This window comes from Streptomyces sp. MUM 2J (assembly GCF_022414535.1).
In the GTDB taxonomy this organism is placed as follows: Bacteria; Actinomycetota; Actinomycetes; order Streptomycetales; family Streptomycetaceae; genus Streptomyces.
This window is the reverse complement of record NZ_JADWYM010000013.1, coordinates 53,896-77,191: the sequence shown is the minus strand read 5'-3', so window position 1 is coordinate 77,191 and position 23,296 is coordinate 53,896. Positions and strand designations below refer to the sequence as shown.

Sequence of the window (23,296 nt, the reverse complement as noted above, 5' to 3'; positions counted from 1 at the left end):
CCATCGCCCGCCTACCTCTGCATTCGCCACAAGCCGGGCGTATCGTCGAGCACGGGGGCCGCCTCCGGAAGGAGTCCTGCATGGGCGTCCTCGACAGGTTCAGGCACCAGGCGCAGGGCAAGGGCCAAGGGATGTCCGGCGCCGCGGAGAGGGAGGTCGGCGACAGGGCGGCCGGAACGCACGAGGACCGGGCCGATGCCGCGCGGCAGACCGCTGGGGCGGCACTCGGCACGGATCGCGACCGGCCCGCGCAACGATAGAACCCCGAACTCGCGGAGGAGCACCGGGCACAGAACGACGAGACCACGTATCACCTGGGCACGGAAGCCGCCCGCAGCAGCACGGCTGTCGCGGGCGGCTCTCCCCGTGCCGCGGGTCCCAGGCGGCTCGGTGATCGCCGCGCCTGGGACTCCACTCGCCGCTTCCCGCGCACACAGCCCGCTGCCGGCACGGCGGCCGGGAACCCGGCCGCCCCACGCCGCTGCGGGCTACGACCCCAGCACCGACGCCAGGAACTCCCCGACCCAGCCGAGCAGTTCCCGCCCGACCAGCGGCTTGCCGCCCACCTTGGCCGTCTTCGGGCGGGGAACCAGGACCTGGTGCGCGGTCGGCTTGATGACGCTGCCGGGGTAGAGGCGCTTGAGCCGGAGCTCCTGCGACTCGCGCAGTTCCACCGGCGCGAAGCGGATGTTGGCGCCCTGCAGCACGACCTCGGTGACGCCGCACGCCCGCGCGAGCATACGCAGGCCCGCCACCAGCAACAGGTTCTCCACCGGCTCGGGCAACTTGCCGTAGCGGTCGGTGAGTTCCTCACGGACGGCCTTGACGTCCTCCTCGGTGGTGGCGGAGGCGATGGCGCGGTAGGCCTGCAGACGCAGCCGCTCGCCCGGGGCGTAGTCGTGCGGGACGTGTGCGTCGACCGGCAGCTCGATCTTGACCTCGAGCAGTTCCTCCGCCGCTGCCGCGCCGGGCTCACCCGCCTCCAGCTGGCGCCGGTAGTCCGCGACGGCCTCGCCGACCATGCGGACGTACAGGTCGAAGCCGACGCCCGCGATGTGGCCGGACTGCTCGCCGCCGAGCAGGTTGCCGGCGCCGCGGATCTCCAGGTCCTTCATCGCGACGTACATCCCGGCACCCATCTCGGTGTGCTGGGCGATGGTCGCCAGGCGCTCGTGCGCGGTCTCCGTCAGCGGCTTCTCCGGCGGGTACAGGAAGTAGGCGTACCCGCGCTCGCGGCCCCGGCCCACGCGACCACGCAGCTGGTGCAGCTGGGACAGGCCGAAGGTGTCACCGCGTTCCACGATCAGCGTGTTGGCGTTGGAGATGTCGATGCCGGACTCGACGATCGTCGTCGACACCAGCACGTCGAACTTCTTCTCCCAGAAGTCGACGACAACCTGCTCCAGCGCCGACTCCGACATCTGCCCGTGCGCGGTGGCGATCCGCGCCTCGGGGACGACGGCCCGCAGGCGGGCGGCTGCGCGGTCGATCGACTCCACCCGGTTGTGGATGTAGAAGACCTGGCCCTCGCGCAGCAGTTCACGGCGGATGGCGGCGCCGATCTGCTTCTCCTCGTAGGCCCCGACGAAGGTCAGCACGGGGTGCCGCTCCTCCGGCGGTGTGGTGATCGTCGACATCTCGCGGATGCCGGTGACGGCCATCTCCAGGGTGCGCGGGATGGGTGTGGCCGACATGGTGAGGACGTCGACGTTGGCGCGCAGCTTCTTCAGCTGCTCCTTGTGCTCGACACCGAAGCGCTGCTCCTCGTCGACGATGACCAGGCCCAGGTCCTTGAACCTCGTCTCCGACGAGAACAGCCGGTGGGTGCCGATGACGACGTCGACGGTGCCCTCGCGCAGGCCCTCCAGGACCGCCTTGGCCTCGGTGTCGGTCTGGAAGCGGGACAGCGCCTTGACGGTGACCGGGAACTGCGCGTACCGCTCGCCGAACGTCCCGAAGTGCTGCTGCACCAGCAGCGTCGTCGGCACCAGCACCGCGACCTGCTTGCCGTCCTGGACGGCCTTGAACGCGGCGCGCACCGCGATCTCCGTCTTGCCGTACCCGACGTCGCCGCAGACCAGACGGTCCATGGGAACCGTCTTCTCCATGTCCTCCTTGACCTCGGCGATGGTGGTGAGCTGGTCCGGCGTCTCCGCGTACGGGAAGGCGTCCTCCAGTTCCCGCTGCCACGGCGTGTCGGAGCCGAAGGAGTGTCCGGGCGCGGCCATGCGCGCGCTGTACAGCCTGATGAGGTCGGCGGCGATCTCCTTGACGGCCTTCTTCGCGCGCGCCTTGGTCTTCGTCCAGTCCGCGCCGCCCAGCCGGTGCAGCGTGGGCGCCTCGCCGCCGACGTACTTGGTGATCTGCTCCAGCTGGTCGGTGGGGATGTAGAGGCGGTCGCCGGGCTGACCCCGCTTGGCGGGCGCGTACTCCACGACCAGGTACTCGCGGGTGGCGCCCTGGACGGTGCGCTGCACCATCTCGATGTAGCGGCCGACACCGTGCTGTTCGTGGACGATGTGGTCGCCCGCCTCCAGGGTCAGCGGGTCGATGCTCTTGCGGCGCCGCGCGGGCATGCGGGCGCCGTCCCGGCCGGCCGCCTTCTGCCCGGACAGGTCGGTCTCGGTGAGGACGGCGACCTTCAGCTGCGGGTCGACGAAGCCGTGGTCGATCGATCCGCACGCCACGTGCACCACCGACGGCGACAGGTCGGCGAGGTCGGCGTCGAGGCGGGCCGCGATGCCCTCGCCGCCGAGCACCTCGACGGTCCGGGTGGCGGGGCCGTGCCCCTCGGTCACGAACACGGTGCGCCAGCCCTCGGCGAGCCAGCCCTTGGTGTCGGCCAGGGCCCGCGCGGTGTCGCCGCGGTAGGTCTCGGGGGCGTGCATGCCGAGCTTGAGGGTGTCGGCCTCCTCCAGCACGTCGGCCGCGAACGGCGACACCGACCACCACATCATGCCCAGCTCGCGTGCCCGGTCGCGGACGTCGGCGATGGACCACAGGGAGGCGGCGCCGACGTCGATGGGCGCCTCGCCGCCGCCCGCGGTGGCCGCCCAGGAGGCCTGCAGGAACTCCTGCGAGGTCGCCACCAGGTCCGCGGCCCGCGTGCGGACCCGCTCCGGATCGCACACGAGGGCCATGGCGCCCTCGGGCAGGACGTCGAGCAGCAGCTCCATGTCGTCGACCAGGACCGGGGCGAGGGACTCCATGCCCTCCACGGCGATCCCCTCGGCGATCTTGCCGAGCAGCTCGCCGAGTTCGGGGTGCTGCTCGGCCAGGGCCCGCGCACGGGCGCGCACGTCGTCCGTGAGCAGCAGCTCACGGCACGGCGGGGCCCACAGCCCGTGCTCGGCGATCTCCAGGGAGCGCTGGTCGGCGACCTTGAAGTAGCGGATCTCCTCGACGTCGTCGCCCCAGAACTCGACACGCAGGGGGTGTTCCTCGGTGGGCGGGAACACATCGAGGATGCCGCCGCGCACAGCGAACTCGCCACGCTTCTCCACCAGCTCCACGCGTGCGTACGCCGCGGCGGCGAGGGCCTGCACGATGTCGTTCAGGTCGGCGCTCTGCCCCGTCCTCAGCGACACCGGCTCCAGCTCGCCCAAGCCCTTGACCTGCGGCTGGAGCACGGAGCGGACGGGGGCGACGACGACGGAGACCGGTCCGGTCCCGGGGTCGTCCGGGCGCGGGTGGGCCAGGCGCCGCAGGACGGCGAGGCGACGGCCCACGGTGTCGCTGCGGGGGCTCAGCCGCTCGTGCGGCAGCGTCTCCCACGACGGGTACTCCACCACGCCCTCCGGCGGCAGCAGGGAGCGCAGCGCCGCGGCGAGGTCCTCCGCCTCGCGGCCGGTGGCCGTCACCGCCAGGACCGTCCGGCCGGTCTCGCGGGCCAGCGCGGCGATCGCGAACGGCCGGGCGGCCGGCGGGCCGACCATGTCGACGTGCATGCGGTTGCCGTCTGCAGCCGCCGTGATCGCTTCCGCTAGGGCGGTGTCCTTGACGACGGCGTCGAGCAGACCGTGCAGGCTCATGGAAGGGCTTCCATCCGGGGTGGGCAACACGAAAGGCCCGACGCGAGTCACGGGCCGGGGGTGTCCAGAGTACGACGGTGCGCGGGAGCGTGCCGCGCCTGTGGAAAACCTTGATTCGTTCAGGCGTACGAATTGTTGGGACGGACGCCCGGCCTGCACCCCGGCCGGCAGACACGCGCACCCCCCGGAAGGCAGGCACACCCCCGGCTGGAACGCGCATCCGCCCGGCGCCGGGAAGTCCCCTCCGGGCTCCCGGCGCCGGGCGGTCCCCCGTGACCCCCGTACACGGTGGCGGCGCTTCTCCGGCTCGGGCGCCGGACGCTACTCGGTGGCGATGGCGTTCAGCACGTTCATCCGGCCCGCCCGGAAGGCCGGGACCAGGGCCGCGAACAGGCCGACGAAGGCCGATCCGATGAACACGGCGATGATCGTCGGCCACGGGATCTCCAGGACCGTCAGCCCCTCCAGGGCGAGGAGCTGTTGTGCCGTCGCGCCCCAGCCCATGCCCAGCCCGAGCCCGAGCAGGGCCCCGAAGAGGGCGATGACCACCGACTCCATGCGGATCATGCGCCGCAGCTGGCGACGCGAGAGGCCGATGGCCCGCATCAGCCCGATCTCACGGGTGCGCTCCACCACCGACAGCGCCAGCGTGTTCACCACGCCCAGGATCGCGACGATGATCGCCAGTGCCAGCAGGCCGTAGATCATGTTCAGCAGCTGGCCTATCTGGTCCTTCAGCTCCTGCTTGTAGTCGGTCTGGTCGCGGACGGTGTACTGCGGGTAGTCGTGCAGCGCGGCCTTCAGCGCCGTGTACGCGGCGTCCTGCTGCCCGTCCTCGGCGGTGGCGAAGACCAGCTGGTCGAGCGGCATCCGGTCGGCGGGAACGTACCTGGCGAGCGTGTCGATCGACGTGTACATCGCGGCCTGGTCGATGACGACGTCACTGCTGGTGATCGCGCGAACCGTCAGCTCCGCCGTGGCCCCGTCCCGGAAGGCCACCGAGACCTTGGAGCCGAGGTGAATGCCGTGGTCCTCGGCGAACTGCTCGTGGACGGACATCGACTCCGGCCGGTAGGCGTCCGCGAGGTTCCCGGCGACCGTCTCGGTGCGCAGGTCGGTGGCGTACGTCGGGTCGGCCGCGGTGATCGCCGTGTTCTTCAGGGTCTTGCCGTCCGGTGTGGTGAAGTCGGCCTCGGTCCACCTGTACTCGGTGACCCGCTCCAGTCCCGGTGTCGCCTTCACGGCCTCGACCGCCTGCGGTGTGATCAACTGCCCGCTGTCGCTCTGGATGATGAAGTCCGTCCCGACGGTCTTGTCGAGCTGGTCGGTGGCGGAGGCGACCATGGAGGAGCCGACCACCGACAGGCAGGCGACCAGCGCGAGGCCGATCATCAGGGCGGCGCCCGTGGCGCCGGTGCGGCGCGGGTTGCGCAGGGCGTTGCGCTCGGCCATCCGGCCGACCGGGCCGAAGGCGCGCAGCAGCACGGCACCCAGGACCCGCACCACGCCGCCCGCCAGCAGCGGCCCGACGACGACGAAACCGATCAGGGTCAGCACCACGCCCAGCCCCAGCCACAGCGCACCCTGCTTGGCGTCGTCCACCGTGGCCGCGAGGTACAGGCCGCAGGCGCCGGCGCCGGTGAGGACCACGCCCACCACGCCCCGCAGCCGGCCCGCCCTGGCATCGGCCGGGGCACTCGCGTCGCGCAGCGCGGCCATCGGGGAGACCCGGCCGGCACGCCGGGCGGGCAGGTAGGCGGCCAGGACGGTCACGACGACGCCCAGCAGCAGGCCGACGACGGGCGTCGTCCACGCCACCGTCAGGTCGCCGGTCGACAGATGCATGCCCATCAGGCCCATGAGCTTCATCAGGCCGATGGCGAGCCCGACGCCCGCGGCCACGCCGAAGACGGAACCGAACACACCGAGCAGGAGCGCCTCGGCGAGCACCGACCGGTTGACCTGCCGGCGGGAGGAGCCGATGGCCCGCATCAGGCCGATCTCTCGGGTGCGCTGGGCGACCAGCATCGAGAAGGTGTTGATGATCAGGAAGATGCCGACGAGGAAGGCGATCCCGGCGAAACCGAGCATCGCGTACTTCATGACATCCAGGAGGCTCTTGACGTCCGCCCGGTTGGCGTCGGCGGTCTCCTTGGCGGTCTGCACCTTGTAGTCGCCGCCGATCCTCGCGACGACGTTCTTCTTCAGCTGCACGTCGGTGACACCCTGCGCCGCGGTGACGTTGACGTTGGTGTAGACGCCGGTCTGCCCGACGAGCGCCTCCTGGGCGGTCTTCGTGTCCAGGTAGAAGATCGCCGCGCCGGGGTTGGTGACCTGGAAGGTGGCGATGCCGGAGATTCTCGCGGTGTGCGTGCCGACCGCGCTGATCACGCCGATCTCGTCACCGAGCTTCAGGTGGTGCTTGTCGGCGGTGTCCGCGTCCACCATGACCTGGTCCGGCCCCTCGGGCGCCGCACCGGAGGTGATCTTCATGGTGCGGGCGTCGTTGCCGTTCCAGCTGCCGACGATGGTCGGGGCGCCCGACGAGGGCGAGAGGCTGTCCTTGTCGGCGTCGACGACGGTCACCGAGGTGGAGAACACCGTGCCCTCCGCCGACTGCACGCCCTCGGCCCCGCGGACCTCGCCGAGCACGGAGGCCGGCATCACCGGCGGCTTGCCGTTGCCGGACGTCGTCTCGCCGGTGTCCGAGGCACCCTGGGCACTCACCGTCACATCGGAGGTCGTGGCCGCGAAGAGTTTGTCGAAGGTGGTGTTCATCGTGTCGGTGAACACGAGCGTGCCGCACACGAACGCCACCGACAGCAGAACCGCCACGGCCGACAGGGCCATGCGCCCCTTGTGCGCGAAGAAGTTGCGCATCGAGGTCTTCAGGACGGTCATGACGTGCGCCCCCGGGCGTCGAAGTCCTTCATGCGGTCCAGGACCTGGTCGGCAGTGGGCTGGTGCATCTCGTCGACGATCCGGCCGTCGGCGAGGTACAGCACGCGGTCGGCGTACGAGGCGGCCACCGGGTCGTGCGTGACCATCACGATCGTCTGACCGAGGTCGTCCACGGAGCTGCGCAGGAAGCCGAGTACCTCCGCGCCCGCCCGGGAGTCCAGGTTGCCGGTCGGCTCGTCGCCGAAGATGATCTCCGGCCGGGCCGCGAGGGCGCGGGCGACGGCCACACGCTGCTGCTGACCGCCCGACAACTGCGCCGGCCGGTGCTTGAGACGGCCGGCCAGCCCGACGGTCTCGACCACCCGCTCCAGCCACTCCCGGTCCGGCTTGCGGCCGGCTATGTCCATCGGCAGCGTGATGTTCTCCAGCGCGTTCAGCGTCGGCAGCAGGTTGAACGCCTGGAAGATGAAGCCGATCCGGTCCCGCCGCAGTTGCGTGAGCTTCTTGTCCTTCAGACCGGTGATCTCGGTCTCGTCGATGTGGATCTCGCCACTGGTGACGGTGTCGAGGCCGGCGAGGCAGTGCATGAGCGTGGACTTGCCGGACCCCGAGGGCCCCATGATCGCGGTGAAACGGCCGCGGGCGATGTCCACGTCGACGTGGTCGAGGGCGACGACGCGGGTCTCCCCGGCCCCGAACGCCTTGACGACCTGCCGCGCCCGCGCGGCAACGGCCGTACGCCCTCCAGTACCCCCGTGCCTGGGGATGGTCACAGCCGATGTCACGGTAAGTCTCCTATGTCGGTCAGCAGATGAGAGTGCTGCGCGGCGGGTCGTTGTCGGTGGTGCGTGTTCGTCGGCCCTTGCCCTGTGATCGGATCGAGAGGCCGATCCGGTTCACGACACCGACGAGTCTTCCGTCCCGGACGGTCCGGCGCGCTGGGGCGCGGCCCCGTCCCGCCCGGGGGGATAACCCCACCGCTCCGGTCCGGTGAACCGCCCCCAGCGGCGTAAAGCCAGGTTAAGGACAGGCTGTGCCCCGTCTCGTCCTCCGCCGGTACGACCCGTCCCCGACCCTTGGTGCGGAGATACCCCTAGGGGCCGTCCCTCGCGGGGTGGAGACGGTCTCGGGGTCCGGCTCCGCCTTCCGGCGCAACCGGACTCCACCTCCCGCCGCCCCGACCCCGATGGGAAGCTGTCCGACGGCAGATGCCTGCAAGGGGCACGGGACGCACGGCGTGCCCCCGGCTCGCGCGGCACGGTGAACGGAGGGGATCCGGTGGGCAGTACGACACCTGCGACACGGGGCGGAGCCGCACCGCACGCCGGAACCGGGCGGCGCGCGGCGGTCGTCGCCGCGCTGATGCTCACGATGGCGCTGGCGGCCCTGGACGCCATCATCGTCTCCACGGCCGTCCCGCAGATCGTCGGCGACCTCGGCGGCTTCTCCGTGTTCTCCTGGCTGTTCTCCGGCTACCTGCTCGCCGTGACCGTCACCCTGCCCGTGTACGGCAGGCTGTCCGACACCTTCGGCCGCAAACCGGTCCTGGTCGCCGGCGCCTCGCTGTTCCTGCTCGGCTCGCTGCTGTGCGCGGCCGCCTGGAACATGGGCGCCCTCATCGCCTTCCGCATCCTGCAGGGGCTGGGCGGCGGCGCCCTCCAGGGCACGGTGCAGACACTCGCCGCCGACCTGTACCCGCTGGAGGAGCGTCCGCGGATCCAGGCGAAGCTGTCCACGGTCTGGGCGGTGTCGGCCATCGGCGGGCCGGGACTGGGCGGCGTCCTCGTGGCGTACGCGGACTGGCGGTGGATCTTCCTGGTGAACGTGCCCATCGGCGCGGTGGCCCTGTGGCTGATCGTGCGTCATCTCCACGAGCCGGAGCGGGAGGCGGCGCCACGCGCCCGTGTCGACTGGGCCGGTGCCGTCGCGGTGTTCGTCTGCGGGGGCGTGCTGCTGACCGCGCTGGTGCAGGGCGGGGTGGCCTGGCCATGGCTGTCGCGGCCCTCGGCCGCCCTGTTCGGTACGGGTCTCGTGCTGGTGGCGGTGGTGGTCGCCGTCGAACGCCGGGCAGCCGAGCCGATCATCCCCGGGTGGGTGTGGCGCCGCCGCACGATCGCGGCGGTCAACCTGGCGCTGGCCGCGCTGGGCCTGCTGATGGTCGCCCCCACCGTCTTCCTGCCCACCTACGCGCAGTCGGTGCTGGGCCTGGCTCCGGTGGCCGCCGGGTTCGTGCTGACCGTGTGGACGGTGAGCTGGCCGGTGTCGGCGGCGCTGAGCCAGCACGTCTACCGCAGGATCGGCTTCCGGAACACGGCGATGCTCGGCATCGGTGCGGCCGCGCTGATCCTGTTCGCGTTCCCCTTCCTGCCGTACCCGGGGTCGGCGTGGCAGCCGACCCTGCTGATGCTGCTGCTCGGCGCGGCGCTCGGCCTGTTCCAGCTCCCCCTCATCGTCGGCGTCCAGTCGACGGTCGGGTGGACGGAGCGCGGTACGGCGACCGCGTCCGTGCTGTTCTGCCGCCAGACCGGTCAGACGATCGGAGCCTCGGTCTTCGGCGCCGTCGCCAATGGGGTGCTCGCCTCCCGCCTGGGCGGTGCCGGCGATCTGGACTCCGTCACGCGTGCGTGGGAGTCCGGTGCGGCCCCGGAGGCGGCGCGGCGCGCCATCGCCGACGCGGTGCACGCCGTGTACCTGGGCGCCTCTTGCGCCGCGGCACTCGCCTTCCTGGCCCTGCTGTTCGTCGCGCCGCGACGCTTCCCGATCCTGAAGGACTGAGTCCCGCTCCAGCGGGCCGTACCCGTCCGCAGAGGTGCGAGTCGACAGCCCCGGCGACAGCCGAGGCCGGGTGTGGGGCGAGCCAGACCAAGGACATCACCGGGCGGCAGGGAGCGCGCGCTGGGCGCGCACTACTCGGCTGCGCGCGCCGTGAGCGCGCTCAGGCTGGAACGCATGCGATCCATGTGCGCCTGCACGTCGTCCCACAGTTCCCCGTGCTCGCGCAGCAGACACTCCGTCTCGCGCACGATGCGGTCCTCCCGCAGGCGCGCTTGCGCCAGCAGTTCCGCGGCGTGCGCCCGCGCCTCCTCCTGGCGGCGGCGGGCGGACTCCTTCGCCTCGGCGAGCGCAGCCTCCGCCTCGGACAACGCCTCCTCGGCGTGCGTCACGCGCCGCGCGTGGCGGGCGTCAAGTGCGGCTGCCCGCTCGGCGTCCGCCCGCTCCGCGTCGGCCCACCGCGCGGCGTGCTCCCTCTCCGTGTCGGCCAGCATGCCGCTGGTGCGCTGCCGCGTCCCGCGCAGCGCCGTCAGCGATTCGCTGCGGCCGGCCTTCACCTCGCGCCGGGCGGCGACACGGATGCCGTCGGCTTCGGCGCGCGTCTCCTGGAGGCGCCGACCGGCGTGTTCCTCGGCATCCGCGCGGAGCGCGTCCGCCTCCTCCCGCGCTGCCCTGCGCACGCCGAGGGCGTGTGCCTCCGCCTGCGCAACACACTCGCGCGCGTCACGCCGCGCCCGCTCCCGAACAGCCGCCGCCTCCTCCTCCGCGAGCTCGAACACGCGCCGCGCGCGCTCCCCGAGCTCCTCGTACGTCTGTGGCACGAGGGACGCGACCGTCTCCCGCAACCCCTCCGCCTGCGCCTCCATGTCCCTGGCGAGCACGGTGAGACAGGCGGCGCGCTCCCAGGTGGCGTCACGGTCCCGACAGAGGGCGTCGACGTAGGCGTCGACCCGTCCGGGCCGATAGCCACGCCCCCGTACGGCCGCGAAGCCATGGGGTGAGACCGGTGTACCGCTCATCCTGGAACCCCTCTCCACCGAGCTGGCGCAAACGTTATGATTTCGCGCACATCTTGATGGATCGGGCATAAGTGTTCATAACGCGACACTCCGCCGAAAAGTCACGGCCTGCGGCACAGACGAAGAGGGCCGCCCCGGTTCCGCGACCGGGAAACGGCCCTCCTGCCTCGGCCTCAGCGCGGGAGGCGCGTCACAGCAACCCGTCCCACATCTGCTCCAGCAGCACCGACCACCAGTTCTCCGGCGAACCGAGCGCCGCCGGATCCAGCGAGGCCAACTGGGCCTGGAAGTCGACCGTCCAGCGACCGGCCTGCTCCTGGTTGAGCCCGAACCGCAGCCGCCACATCCGGCCGAGCAGCGCCAGGCAGCGCTGGAACTCGGGCAGCCCGGAGTTCACGAACTGCGGCGGCACCGGCACACCCCCCGGCCCCGCCTCCACCGGCACCGCGACGATGTTCGCCGTGCCGTACTGCACGCAGAGCGCCTTGCCGAAGTCGCTGCCCATGACGAGGTACGAGCCCGCGTCCACGGCAGGCTGCAGCCGGCGCTCGGCCGCCAGCTCCGCCAGCGTCGGCACCGGCCGCCCCGGCTGGGCCTGGGCCCAGAAGAAGGGGCCCACGTCCACGGGCAGTCCGGCCACCACCAGCGTGTGCGCCACGATCGGCGGCACGCCCTGGCGGGACACCGCCGCCTGCTCGAAGTGGAACACGCCCGGCCCGAAGGCCGCGCCCAGCTCCTGCGCGATCCCCTCCGGCGGCACCGGAGGCAACGGCTGCACCGGAGGCAACGGCGCCCGCACCGGCGCCATGCGCGCGGGACCGTCCGCCACCTGGTGCAACTCGCCCTGGTGCGCCAGGAGCCGCTGCATGCCCTGCTGCCGGCTCGCGTGGTCCGTGCCGTACGGCGCGATGCTCGTGATCCGCGCCTGCGGCCACTGCTCCCGGATCATCCGCGCGCAGTAGGCCCCCGGCAGCTCGCACGACTCCAGCTCGGTGTGCAGCTCCAGCACCTGGTCCGGCGGCACGTTCATGGCGCGCAGCTCGTGGAAGATCTGCCACTCCGGGTGCGGCGTACCCGGCGCCGAACGCCGGATCAGCTGCTGCTCCGAACCGTCCTGCGCGCGGTAGCGCAGCACCGCCTGGTAGCCGGGACCGACGGTCGGCCGCCCGGGCGGCTGCTGCGGGTAGCCATACGCCGCCGGCGGCCCGCCCGGAATCGGCCGGCCCGGAGGCGGGGGCATCGCCCCCGGCGCCACCGACTGCGGCGCACCGGGGACCGGAGGCGCTGGAGGCGCACCGGGTCCGGCCACGGGGGGCGCGGCCAGCACGGTTTCCGCATGGTGGACGGCACCATGCGCGCCCCCGGCGGAACCACCCGGCGCGGCCGGCGGATTCGGCATGCCCGGGGCGCCCGGAGACTGCGGTGCGCCCGGCGCGTTCGGTGCGTTCGGTGCGTTCGGGGCGCTCGCCCCCTGCTGCGCGCCCTCTGGTCCGTCGGGCCCCAGCGCCGACACCAGTTGCGTCGGCACGTATCCACCCGCCGCACCCGGTGGGGGCGGAGGCACGGCATCCCCGACCGCACCGCCGCCCGGCATGCCCGGGGCACCCGGCGGAGGCGGAGGCGGCGCACCCCTGCCGCGGCGTGGTGGCGGCGCGGCCTTGCTGGTCGCGGCGTCGGCGATGTCACCGGCGTTCGGTGCGAGCGGTCGTCCCGGTGCTCCCGGGTCGCCCGGGGGCTGCGGCGCACCGGGCACCGGAGCGCCCTGGGGACCGCCCGGCGGCGCAGTCGCCGGGCCCGCGGGAGCGCCGGGCCCTTGCGGATAGCCGTAACTGGGAGCGCCCGGAGGCGGAGGCGTGCCGCCCGCCGGGTAGCCGTAGGACGGCGCGCCCGGAGCGGGGACACCTGCGCCGGGCGCGCCCGGAGGCGGAGGCGGCGTGCTGCCCGGCGCGCGCGCCGCTGCGGGAGCGCCCGGCGTCGCCGACGCGCCCTCAGCCCGCGCCGCCTGCACACCCCCCGGCGCACCGACATCACCGTGCGCCCCGCCCATGCCCTGCACCACCGGCGCACCCGACGCGTCGAGCGCCGGTGCCACCGCCGTCCGCGGAAGCCGGCTCCCGCCCGTGATCAGTGCCGTCTCGGCCTCCGGTGCGGCCAACGGAGGAAGGTCCTCGTCCGCGTCCCCGCTCAGCTGGGGCGCGAACACGGTCGCCGGAAGCGGAACGGAACGGTCTTCGCCCGGGTCGGCGTTGGTGTCCGTACCCGTCCACGGCGTGGCCCCTTCGGGCACGGGCGCCGCACCGGGCCCACCCGGAACCGGGACGCCGGGACCCGCCTGCGTCGGGGCGAGCGCCCCCGCTCCCGCAGGCTGATCGGCGGCAACGGACCGCCCGCCGGCGGCACCGGGAGCACCGCCGCCCACGGCCGGCCCGGCGGCGGCGGCGGCAGCAGCAGCAGCAGCAGCAGAACCGTCGCGCTCATCGCCCCGCCGGTCCTGGATCCCCAGTTTGTCCGCCGCCTCCTGCAACCACACCGGCGGACTCAGCAGGAACGACGTCTGGTTCAGATCGACCCGTGCCGCGGGGGCCGGTACCGCGTCCTGCGGTTCGTCGGCCCGCCCGTACTCCTCCTCGTACCGGCGGATCACCTCCCCCACCGGCAGTGCCGGCCACAGCGTGGCCTCGCCGCTGTCCCGGGCGATCACCAGCCGCTGCGCGCCTCCGTCCGAACGCGGCCCGTCCACGCGGTCCTCGGCCCACACCACGAACCCGAGCTCGAACTCCCGCACCCGCACCTCACGGTGCTGGTACGCGGGAACGTCCCCGTTGACCCACTCCTCCGCGCGCTCCTGCGCCTGCGCGAACGTCACCATCGCCAGCTCACTCCCCGACCACGGAAGAACCCGCGGAGGAACCAGCGGATCCCCCCGCGGAAGAAACGGGCACCGGACGCGCGAACCCGCCGTCCACCATCAGATCCGCCACCGTCTTCAACTCCGGCGGATTCCCCGCCAGCCGGGACAGGAAGGCGTCGAAGTCGTCACCGCACGGCAGCAGCAGCCGCTCCGCACGCTCCGCCGGCGTCCACGCCGGATCCACGTCCCGCGCGTCGTCGTATGCGCAGAACCACACCGAGCCGACCCGGCCGCCCTTCACCTTCACGGCCAGCAACCCGCCCTGTACGAAGCCGACACCCAGGTAGTCCTTGGTCAGGTGGTCCCGCAGGCACTTGTTGACGTACACCAGGTCGTTGACCGCGGCCTCGTCCCGCACCGTGAAGAACGGCTGGTCGACCAGCAGCCCCAACTCGGCGTCCAGCGCCGCCCCCACCGGCGCGCACCCACCCGCCGCCTTCAGGAACGACCGGTACGCCCCCGGCAACCGGTAGCCCAGGTCCTCCTCGACCCCCAGCACCTGTTGCTCCGTCACCGCCACACCCGACTTCGGCAGCCGGACATGCGCCGGGCGCGCCTCCTGCAGGTGCCGCGTACCCCGCTTGGCCTGGTCCACCGACGCCGTCGCCACACCACCGTGATGCCGCAGCAGGGCCTTCACCTCGACCGGAACCAGCTCAAGCCGCCGCGAGTGCACCGCGTGGTGCCACGTCCAGCCGTGCGGCGTCGCCACGTTCGGCACCGTGTCCCACAACGCGTGGCCGCTCGCCGCCAGCGCCGCGTTGGCCGACACGTAGTCCGTCAGCCTCAACTCGTCGACGCCGAAACCCTCCGGAGGCTCCGCGATCTCCACCGCCGCGCGCGCGTAGGGCGAGAAGTCGGGGTAGCCACTCCCGTCCACCCGCACCCCTCTGGGGTGCCGGGCGGCCCGGACCGGATCCGGGAAGTGCACGACCTGCCCGGCGTAGGCCGCGTTCGGCGGCGCGGCTCGCTGCCCGAGCCGACCTGTCGTCATGGCGGTTGCCCCCTGCGGCACTCTGTACGAGCCGACAGCGACCTGACCTTCCGGCTCCGGCTCGCCACGCCCCGTGTCCGACTGTCTCCAACGGTCTCCACGCGTTGGCCGCGCCCATCGCGGTGCCGACAGCCTATGCGGTGCGCCGACCCCGGTCACCGGGCCTCCGGTTTCGTCACCGGCCATCACCCACCGTGACAATCCGGCCTGCCACGGGCGTGTCGCGCGGCCCCAGCTTCCGCACACACCACGCCATTTGGCAGTCTGGGTCGACCGGGGGGATGCTCGGGAGGGGATGACGACCATGAACGCCACACGAACAAGTACACACGAAGCGCCGCACTCCAGGACGCCTGCCGGCCCCCGCGCCGCCTCCGGCGACCCCCGCACCGCGCCGGGCGGCACCGCCGGCCCCTCCGGTGACCCCCGTGTCGGCTGGAGCTCCACCGAGACTCCCCACGCCCCCACGCTCCGTCACCGCCGCGACGGAATCCTGCCCACCGTGGCCGCCGCGCTCTCGGTGCGCGGCGCCACCCTCACCGCCACCGCCGCCCGAGGCGAGACACCTCCCGCCCTGCACCCCCTCGTCCAGGACTTCCTCGACACCCTCACCAGCGGCCAACGGGACCGTTTCACCGGCCGTTGCGCCGAGACCGTCCTCATCTCCCGGCAGATCGCCACCGCCGACACGGCCCGCAGCAAACGCGCCGCCCGCAAGCCCATGACCAACGGCGAGGCCCGCAGAGCCCTCAAACAGGCCAAACTCACCGCCCGCCACATCCGCGAGGACGGCGACCCCCTCCATGGCGGCTTCGCCCACCCCTGCCGTGCCTGCACCGCCCTCAGCGCCCACTTCGGCGTCCGCATCGTCGACCCGGCGACACCCGGCGGCTGACCGCAGAGCCCCTCACCCGACCGCCGCCACCCGGTGCGGCCCGCCCCCTCCGACCGCTCTCACCCGATGCGGCCCGCGCCACCGATCCGGCCCGCCGCTCGACCGGGTCCCGCCATCCGACCCGACCGCCGACACACCGACCCACCCCGGACACACGGCCATCGAGACGCACTCACCGACGCAGACCCGCTGACACCGACTCACCGACACCGACCGGCACGGACTCACCGACGCGCGGCCACGCACGCACCGACCGACACATCGACAGCGGCAGAGCACCGCCGCCACGAACGGCGACACGGAGAACCGGGCGCACGAACACCGGGACCCCACCGACGGACGAACATCAACTCACCATCGGCGAGGCGCCATCAGCGGCGCGCCACAACAAGAGAACCGACGAGTCAGGGCAGATGCACACCGACCGCACCTCCACCACCCGCTTCTCCGTCCCCGTCGACGCCGCCCTGCGCGCCGCCGGCTGGCAACCCGGACGCTGGGACATCAAACAGGCCGAGATCTGGGCCGACACCCTCCGCGACCACACCTCGCCCGCGGGCCACCGCCACGCCGTCTTCCCCGCCGCCGTCGAGGCCTGGGCCGAATTCGGCGGCCTGAGCATCTCCCCCGTCGGCCCCGGGCGCCAGATCGCCCCCGCCGCCCTCCACCTCGACCCGCTGCGCGGCCTCCACATGGCCCGCACCCTCGGAGACCTCGGCCGCGCCCTCGGCACCGAGGTCTGCCCCCTCGGCACCGAGACCGGCACCGAAGCCCTCCTCGCCATCGACAGCGAAGGCCGCGTCTACGTCCTCGACCACACCGGCGACTGGTACCTCGGCCCCGGCATCGACCAGGCCCTCGCCGCCCTCGTCTCAGGCCGGGAACCGGTACGCCTCACCACGGACTGACCCGCCCGGGCCTCACCGCAGACCGACCCGCCGACCTCATCTCGGGCCGGCCCGCCCCCGGACACCGGCACCCCCGCACCCCGGACACCGGCAGGCGCGCGGCACCCGGCGCCCATACGCCCGTCGGCCCGTCCGGCAGGGGCACCTCCCACGCCCTTGGGGCGGTGGGGGAGCGTGCCTGCCTCGCCCGGCGGGCGCCCCATGCGCAACGGGTCCGGCTAGACCGACGCCGGAATCACCGCCGACACCCGGAACCCCCCGGCATCCGTCGGCCCCGACAGGAACACCCCGCCCAGAGCGACCACCCGCTCCTTCATCCCCACCAGGCCGTTGCCCCCCGACGGCAGGCGAGCCGACGACGCCGACCCCACCTCCGGCGGCGGCTCGTTCTCCACCTGCATCGCGATCTCCGACACCCGATGCGCGAGCCGCACGTACGTCTTCGCCCCCGCCGCATGCTTGTGGACGTTGGTCAGCGCCTCCTGCACGACCCGGTACGCCGTCTGCTCCAGCTCCGGCGCGTAAGACCGCGCCTCCCCCTCCACGGACAGGTCCACGACCATCCCGGCGGCCGCCGACTGCCCCACCAGTTCCTCCAGCTCCGTCAGCCGAGGACCCTCCGCGAGCCCCTCCGCGGACTCCTCCGCCATCCGCGAGGCCGCCGCAGCCGCGGCCGCGCCCACCGCGGCGAGCGGCACCGGCACCGCCGTGCGCCGGCCGGTCACGGCCTCCCCGCTGCGCAGCACGCCGAGCATCTCCCGCAGCTCGGTCAGCGCCTGCCGCCCCATGTCCCCGACCAACGCCGCGTTCCTGACGGCCTTCTCCGGGTCCTTCCGCGCCACCGCCTGCAACGCCGCCGCATGCACCACCATCAGGCTCACCCGATGCGCAACGACGTCGTGCATCTCCCGCGCGATCCTCGTCCGCTCCTCGTTGCGGGCCCACTCGGCCCGCTCCTCCGCCCGCTCGGCGAGCAGCTGAAGCTCCCGTTCCAGGCTGTCCGCCCGCTCCCGCAGACTCTCCATCAACCGCCGCCGCGCCCCCACGTACAGACCCAGCAGCACCGGAGGCGCCGTCACCCCCAGGGACCTCGTGATGGAGGCGAACGGCACGAACCACTCGCCGATCGCCACGTCCCCGTGCGCCATGTCCTGCCGCACCCGCACCAGCGTCACGATCAACGTCCCCACCAGGGACATCCCCGCGAGTGCCCCGATGATCCGCCGCGGCAGCTCCGACGCCGCCAGCGTGTACAGGCCCACGATGCCCATCAGGAAGCCCATCTGGGCCGGCGTGATCGCGATCGAGACCAGCACCACAGCGATCGGCCACTGCCGGCGCACCAGCAGCACCGATCCGGCCAGCACGCCGAACACGACACCCGCCGCGGCCGGAATCCCCGCGTCCCGTGCGAACGGAACCCCCTCCACCGCGCACTCCGCCGCCGACACCAGCGCCAGGCCGGCATCCAGCACCGCACTGCGCCGCCGCGGCCACCACCACGGCCCGGCGGGCCCGGTCCGGCCCGCCGCGTGGTCTTCCCCCGTCGTGGTCATGCCTCCAGCCTACGGGCGGCGGCCACGGCTTTTCCGGCGAGTTTCCGGTACCGGCGCACACCGCACCCGGCGACCGGACGGGACCGGAACCCACCGGTATCCCTCGCACTGCCGACCCCCCGCCCGTTCATCCCCCGGAATCGATCAGTCCGCCCGGACGCATGTGTCCGGCACATCCGTCGGGCAGGCTGACGGACCGCGATCGTGGCCCGGGCGCGGGGGCGTCTCCGGTATGGTCTGAGGCGCCGTCCCCCGTGGTGTAACTGGCAGCACACTGGTTTTTGGTACCAGCAGGACAAGGTTCGAATCCTTGCGGGGGAGCCACAGCGCACGAGACCGCGGTTCGGGCCCTGACCCAGACGGATCAGGGCCCGCTCCCATGTCCCCCAAGAAACGCCCCGGTATCCTGCGGGTGTCCACCTCCCCACCCCACCAACAGCCGAAGGGCAACCCTGTGAGCGCCATTCGCCCGGCAGCCGTCGTCGTACTCGCAGCGGGTGAGGGCACCCGTATGAAGTCGGCCACACCGAAGGTCCTGCACGAGATCTGCGGTCGCAGTCTCGTCGGTCACGTGCTGGCCGCAGCCCGTGAGTTGGACCCCGAGAACCTGGTCGTCGTGGTCGGGCACGCACGCGAGAAGGTCACCGCCCATCTGGCGGAGACCGCCCCCGGCGTCAGGACGGCCGTGCAGGCGGAGCAGAACGGCACCGGGCACGCCGTCCGCATGGGGCTGGAGGAGCTCGGCGGGGGTGTCGACGGGACGGTCGTGGTCGTCTGCGGTGACACGCCCCTGCTCACCGGTGCGACCCTCGCCCGGCTCGCTGCCGCCCATCACGGCGACGGCAACGCCGTGACCGTACTCACGGCGGAGGTGCCGGACGCGACCGGCTACGGCCGTATCGTGCGCGACGACACGGGCGCCGTGACCGGGATCGTGGAGCACAAGGACGCGACCGGGGTCCAGCGGGAGATCCGGGAGATCAACTCCGGGGTGTTCGCGTTCGACGGGCAGCTGCTGGCGGACGCGCTGAAGCAGGTGCGCACGGACAACAGCCAGGGCGAGGAGTACCTCACGGACGTCCTCGGGATCCTGCGTGAGGCCGGTCACCGCGTCGGTGCCTCGGTCGCCGGCGACCACCGGGAGATCGCCGGGATCAACAACCGGGTGCAGCTCGCGGACGCGCGCCGCGTTCTCAACGAGCGGCTGCTGGCGGCCGCCATGCTGTCCGGTGTGACGGTGGTGGACCCGGCGTCCACGTGGGTCGATGTGACCGTCACCTTCGAGCAGGACGCCGTCATCCATCCGGGTACGCAGCTGGCCGGTGCCACGCATCTGGCGGAGGGCGCCGAAGTGGGTCCGAACACCCGCCTGAAGGACACGCGGGTCGGGGCCGGGGCGCGGGTCGACAACACGGTCGCGGACGGTGCCGAGGTGGGTCCGCGGGCCGCGGTGGGGCCGTACGCGTACCTGCGGCCCGGTACGCGGCTGGCGACGAAGTCGAAGATCGGTACCTACGTCGAGACCAAGAACGCCCGGATCGGTGAGGGGACGAAGGTGCCGCACCTGTCCTACGTGGGCGATGCGACCATCGGTGACCACTCGAACATCGGGGCCGCGAGCGTGTTCGTGAACTACGACGGTGAGAAGAAGCACCACACGACCGTCGGGTCGCACTGCAAGACGGGTTCCGACAACATGTTTGTGGCTCCCGTCACGGTCGGGGACGGCGCCTACACGGCTGCCGGCTCTGTGATCACCAAGGACGTGCCGCCCGGTTCGCTGGCCGTGGCCCGTGGTCAGCAGCGGAATATCGAGGGTTGGGTGGCACGCAAGCGTCCGGGCAGTGCGGCGGCGAAGGCGGCCGAGGCGGCCTCACTCGAGGCCGGCGGTGAAGACTGACCGGAAACGGGCACGTCGAAGTCGGCGTAACGTGATAAGCGCACACCCACACCCCACCAGCTGAGACGACCTCTCACGCCCAGTGGCGAGGTCTGCTCGACACCCAGCTGCGACACCTCTGAGGAGACAGTGCTGTGACCGGGATCAAGACGACCGGCGAGAAGAAGATGATGTTCTTCTCCGGCCGCGCCCACCCCGAGCTTGCCGAGGAGGTCGCCCACCAGCTGGGTGTCGGGGTCGTCCCGACGAAGGCCTTCGACTTCGCCAATGGTGAGATCTACGTCCGGTACCAGGAGTCGGCGCGTGGTGCCGACTGCTTCCTGATCCAGAGCCACACGGCTCCGATCAACAAGTGGATCATGGAGCAGCTGATCATGATCGACGCACTGAAGCGTGCCTCGGCCCGCTCCATCACGGTGATCGTTCCCTTCTACGGTTACGCGCGGCAGGACAAGAAGCACCGCGGGCGTGAACCGATCTCGGCGCGTCTGATCGCGGACCTGATGAAGACGGCGGGTGCGGACCGGATCCTGACGGTGGACCTGCACACGGACCAGATCCAGGGCTTCTTCGACGGCCCGGTGGACCACCTGTTCGCGCTGCCGCTGCTGGCGGACTACGTGGGCCGGAAGGTGGACCGGGAGAAGCTGACGGTCGTGTCGCCGGACGCGGGCCGGGTGCGGGTGGCGGACCGCTGGTGCGACCGTCTGGGCGCGCCGCTGGCCATCGTGCACAAGCGGCGTGACAAGGACGTGGCGAACCAGGTGACGGTCCACGAGGTCGTGGGCGAGGTGCGCGGCCGGGTGTGCGTCCTGGTCGACGACATGATCGACACGGGCGGGACGATCTGCGCGGCGGCGGACGCGCTGTTCGCGCACGGCGCGGAGGACGTCATCGTGACGGCGACGCACGGTGTGCTGTCGGGCCCGGCGGCGGACCGGCTGAAGAACTCGCGGGTGAGTGAGTTCGTGTTCACGAACACGCTGCCGACGCCGAGTGAGCTGAACCGCGAACTGGACAAGATCACGGTCCTGTCGATCGCCCCGACGATCGCGTCGGCGGTGCGTGAGGTGTTCGAGGACGGCTCGGTGACAAGCCTGTTCGACGAGCAGTGATCGGCGCGGGGCGCGTGCAGTAAGGGTTCTGCACGCACCTCCGCCGCGCTGCCCGGCAGGCCTTCCCGGTCCACGGTGATCCTTTTGGGTGCGGCCTCCCCGTGTGAGTAGACTGCTGCAGTTGCTCGGCGAGGGAGGCCGCGTTCCGTTCGGGGACCGGCACTCCGTTATCGACGCGCTCTTCGTAGCAGGCCGTTCGTGGCCGGGTGACCACGTCCGTTTCCGCTTCCTACGAGGAGTGATCATCATGTCCGAGGTGAAGCTCAGCGCCGAGACGCGCACCGAGTTCGGCAAGGGCGCCGCGCGCCGCGTCCGCCGCGCCAACAAGGTGCCCGGTGTGCTCTACGGCCACGGCACCGAGCCGGTGCACCTGGCGCTGCCGGGCCACGAGCTGCAGCTGGCGCTGCGTACGCCGAACGTCCTGATCTCCCTGGACATCGACGGCAAGTCCTCCGAGCTGGCGATCCCGAAGGCGGCGCAGCGCGACCCGCTGAAGGGATTCCTGGAGCACGTCGACCTGCTGCTGGTCAAGCGCGGCGAGAAGGTCACGGTCGAGGTCCCCGTGCAGACCGAGGGCGACCTGGCGCCGGGTGGCAACCTGCTCGAGCACGTGCTCACCGCGCTTCCGGTCGAGGCCGAGGCGACGCACATCCCGCAGCACGTGACCGTCTCCATCGAGGGCCTGGCGTCCGGCGCGGCGGTGCACGCCAAGGACATCACGCTGCCGGGCGGCGTGTCCCTGGCCGTGGACGAGGACGCGGTGGTGCTGCAGGTCCTGCAGGCGCAGGCCGAGGAGGCCGCCGAGGGCGCCGCGGGCGAGGGCGAAGAGGCCGCCGAGGCCTGATCCTCGCGGTTCGCCGTCGATCAGCCGCTGTTCCCCCGGGGGGCAGCGGCTGACGCGTATCGGCGTCCCGCCGACTCACAGCAGCGCGTCCGGGGCTCCCGGCGCGCATCAGCGCGTTACTGCGCCTTCCGGCGCGTACCGACGCGTGCGGCGATCGCGTATCAAGGAGACATGCACGTGACGACCGATGCCAACGCCCCCTGGCTGATCGTGGGGCTCGGCAATCCCGGGCCGGAGTACGCCGGGAACCGGCACAACGTCGGGTTCATGGTGGCGGACCTGCTGGCGCAGCGGATCGGGGGCCGGTTCAAGCGGGCGAGCAGGGCGCAGGCGCAGGTGCTGGAGAGCCGGATCGGTCCGCCGGGGCCGGGGAACCGGCGGGTGGTGCTGGCGAAACCGATGTCGTACATGAACCTGTCGGGCGGGCCGGTGAACGCGCTGCGGGACTTCTACAAGGTGCCCACGGCACATGTGGTGGCGGTCCACGACGAGCTGGACATCGACTACGGCACTCTGCGGCTGAAGCTGGGCGGCGGGGACAACGGTCACAACGGCCTGAAGTCGATGACGAAGGCGATGGGGGCGGAGTACCACCGGGTGCGGTTCGGGATCGGGCGTCCGCCGGGTCGCATGCAGGTGGCGGACTTCGTGCTGAAGGACTTCTCCGCGACGGAGCGCAAGGAGCTGGACTACTTGGTGGACCGGGCGGCGGACGCGGTGGAGTGCCTGGTGATCGAGGGGCTGGAACGGGCGCAGAGCACGTACAACACCTGACGCGTGCGTCGTGTGCGGGGTGCGCCGCCGGTCCGGTGCCGGCGTGGAGGTCGGCTCTGCCCTGCTCTTCTCCGCTCTCCATGAGTTGACCAAGGGCAAGGTCATGGCCAAGGATCTCGGCCATGTTGTCAGCCGTCACTTCCTCTGCGGCCACCGTCGCCGCGCTGCGCTTCGGGCAGATCGCGGCGACGGGCGCGGTCACGGTGCTGATCCTGGTCGCCGGTGTGTGGGCGTCGTGGGGAACGGCCCAGCACGTGATGCTGACCAAGGGGCGGGAGCAGGGCACGGTGGAGGTGGCGCGGTGCGGGGAGCACACCTGCACGGGCACTTTCACGCCATGGTCGCCGGGGTCGCGGGCGCGGCCTCCGGTGGTGATCGAGCGGACGGTCGCCGTGCGGCGGGGCGAGACCTACACGGTGGTGCTGAAGCCGGGCACCGACGAGGTGGTGCGGTCCGGTCCGGCGGGGGTGCTCTACGCCTGGGTGCCGCTGGGCGGCGCGCTGCTGCTGGCGGCGGTCGTGGTGGCGGGCGGTCTGCGGCGCACGCGGGCGGCGTGGGTACTGGCATGCGCGGGGACGGCTCTGCTGACGGCGGCGTTCGCGGCGGTGTGACCGCCTCCTCACGGGCCCACCGGCCTCCCGGGTCCGTGCCGGTGCCCTGACCGGGAGACGGCCGA

The 23,296-nt window shown here is 72.3% G+C and carries 16 protein-coding genes and 1 tRNA gene; 10 read left to right on the top strand and 7 right to left on the bottom strand.

Annotated features, from left to right (window positions below):
* Positions 1 to 80: 80 nt before the first annotated feature.
* Positions 81 to 260 carry an antitoxin gene (locus I3F54_RS14135; RefSeq protein WP_240119083.1) on the top strand — a complete coding sequence of 60 codons (180 nt, stop codon included), beginning with the start codon at positions 81 to 83 and terminating at the stop codon, positions 258 to 260.
* Positions 261 to 488: 228 nt separating this feature from the next.
* On the opposite strand, the gene mfd is transcribed toward I3F54_RS14135, so the two are convergent.
* From mfd to I3F54_RS14120, 3 genes are all read right to left on the bottom strand, one after another.
* Complete coding sequence (mfd, locus tag I3F54_RS14130; RefSeq protein ID WP_240119082.1) at positions 489 to 4,031, bottom strand: transcription-repair coupling factor; 3,543 nt, start codon at positions 4,029 to 4,031, stop codon at positions 489 to 491.
* A 321-nt stretch (positions 4,032 to 4,352) separates the two neighbouring features.
* Positions 4,353 to 6,932, bottom strand: a complete 2,580-nt coding sequence (locus I3F54_RS14125) for an ABC transporter permease (RefSeq protein ID WP_240119081.1) — start codon at positions 6,930 to 6,932, stop codon at positions 4,353 to 4,355.
* A complete protein-coding gene (locus I3F54_RS14120; RefSeq protein WP_240119080.1) occupies positions 6,929 to 7,717 on the bottom strand; it encodes an ABC transporter ATP-binding protein in 789 nt (262 codons plus the stop codon). The genes I3F54_RS14125 and I3F54_RS14120 overlap by 4 nt, the downstream gene beginning before the upstream one ends.
* A gap of 493 nt (positions 7,718 to 8,210) precedes the next feature.
* On the opposite strand from I3F54_RS14120, the gene I3F54_RS14115 reads away from it, so the two are divergent.
* Positions 8,211 to 9,707 carry an MFS transporter gene (locus I3F54_RS14115; RefSeq protein WP_240119079.1) on the top strand — a complete coding sequence of 499 codons (1,497 nt, stop codon included), beginning with the start codon at positions 8,211 to 8,213 and terminating at the stop codon, positions 9,705 to 9,707.
* 131 nt (positions 9,708 to 9,838) lie between these two features.
* On the opposite strand, the gene I3F54_RS14110 is transcribed toward I3F54_RS14115, so the two are convergent.
* From I3F54_RS14110 to I3F54_RS14100, 3 genes are all read right to left on the bottom strand, one after another.
* Positions 9,839 to 10,723, bottom strand: a complete 885-nt coding sequence (locus I3F54_RS14110) for a cellulose-binding protein (protein ID WP_240119078.1) — start codon at positions 10,721 to 10,723, stop codon at positions 9,839 to 9,841.
* A gap of 190 nt (positions 10,724 to 10,913) precedes the next feature.
* Positions 10,914 to 13,592, bottom strand: coding sequence for an SUKH-4 family immunity protein (locus I3F54_RS14105; protein WP_240119077.1), 2,679 nt, complete (start codon positions 13,590 to 13,592; stop codon positions 10,914 to 10,916).
* Positions 13,593 to 13,599: 7 nt separating this feature from the next.
* Positions 13,600 to 14,628 carry an SMI1/KNR4 family protein gene (locus I3F54_RS14100; RefSeq protein WP_240119076.1) on the bottom strand — a complete coding sequence of 343 codons (1,029 nt, stop codon included), beginning with the start codon at positions 14,626 to 14,628 and terminating at the stop codon, positions 13,600 to 13,602.
* A gap of 295 nt (positions 14,629 to 14,923) precedes the next feature.
* Here I3F54_RS14100 and I3F54_RS14095 point away from each other — a divergent pair, with 295 nt between their 5' ends.
* Complete coding sequence (locus tag I3F54_RS14095) at positions 14,924 to 15,523, top strand: YwqJ-related putative deaminase (RefSeq protein WP_374205924.1); 600 nt, start codon at positions 14,924 to 14,926, stop codon at positions 15,521 to 15,523.
* 413 nt (positions 15,524 to 15,936) lie between these two features.
* Positions 15,937 to 16,431 (top strand): SUKH-3 domain-containing protein, encoded by a 495-nt coding sequence (locus I3F54_RS14090; RefSeq protein WP_240119074.1) that lies wholly within the window; start codon positions 15,937 to 15,939, stop codon positions 16,429 to 16,431.
* A 218-nt stretch (positions 16,432 to 16,649) separates the two neighbouring features.
* Here the strand turns inward: I3F54_RS14090 and I3F54_RS14085 are convergent, their stop codons facing one another.
* Entirely contained in the window at positions 16,650 to 17,987 is a 1,338-nt protein-coding gene (locus I3F54_RS14085) for a sensor histidine kinase (protein ID WP_240119073.1), read from the bottom strand.
* A gap of 248 nt (positions 17,988 to 18,235) precedes the next feature.
* Between I3F54_RS14085 and I3F54_RS14080 the strand changes: the two genes are divergently transcribed.
* The 6 genes from I3F54_RS14080 to I3F54_RS14055 all read left to right on the top strand — a co-directional run bounded on the left by I3F54_RS14080 (position 18,236) and on the right by I3F54_RS14055 (position 23,231).
* Positions 18,236 to 18,311 (top strand) — tRNA-Gln (locus I3F54_RS14080).
* Positions 18,312 to 18,441: 130 nt separating this feature from the next.
* Positions 18,442 to 19,887: a bifunctional UDP-N-acetylglucosamine diphosphorylase/glucosamine-1-phosphate N-acetyltransferase GlmU gene (gene glmU, locus I3F54_RS14075; RefSeq protein ID WP_240119072.1), complete on the top strand. Its 1,446-nt coding sequence runs from the start codon at positions 18,442 to 18,444 to the stop codon at positions 19,885 to 19,887.
* A gap of 134 nt (positions 19,888 to 20,021) precedes the next feature.
* Positions 20,022 to 21,002, top strand: coding sequence for a ribose-phosphate diphosphokinase (locus I3F54_RS14070; protein WP_205384198.1), 981 nt, complete (start codon positions 20,022 to 20,024; stop codon positions 21,000 to 21,002).
* Between the two features lie 247 nt (positions 21,003 to 21,249).
* Complete coding sequence (locus I3F54_RS14065) at positions 21,250 to 21,846, top strand: 50S ribosomal protein L25/general stress protein Ctc (RefSeq protein ID WP_240119071.1); 597 nt, start codon at positions 21,250 to 21,252, stop codon at positions 21,844 to 21,846.
* A 171-nt stretch (positions 21,847 to 22,017) separates the two neighbouring features.
* A complete protein-coding gene (pth, locus tag I3F54_RS14060) occupies positions 22,018 to 22,620 on the top strand; it encodes an aminoacyl-tRNA hydrolase (protein ID WP_240119070.1) in 603 nt (200 codons plus the stop codon).
* Positions 22,621 to 22,742: 122 nt separating this feature from the next.
* A complete protein-coding gene (locus tag I3F54_RS14055; protein ID WP_240119069.1) occupies positions 22,743 to 23,231 on the top strand; it encodes a hypothetical protein in 489 nt (162 codons plus the stop codon).
* Positions 23,232 to 23,296: the final 65 nt, after the last annotated feature.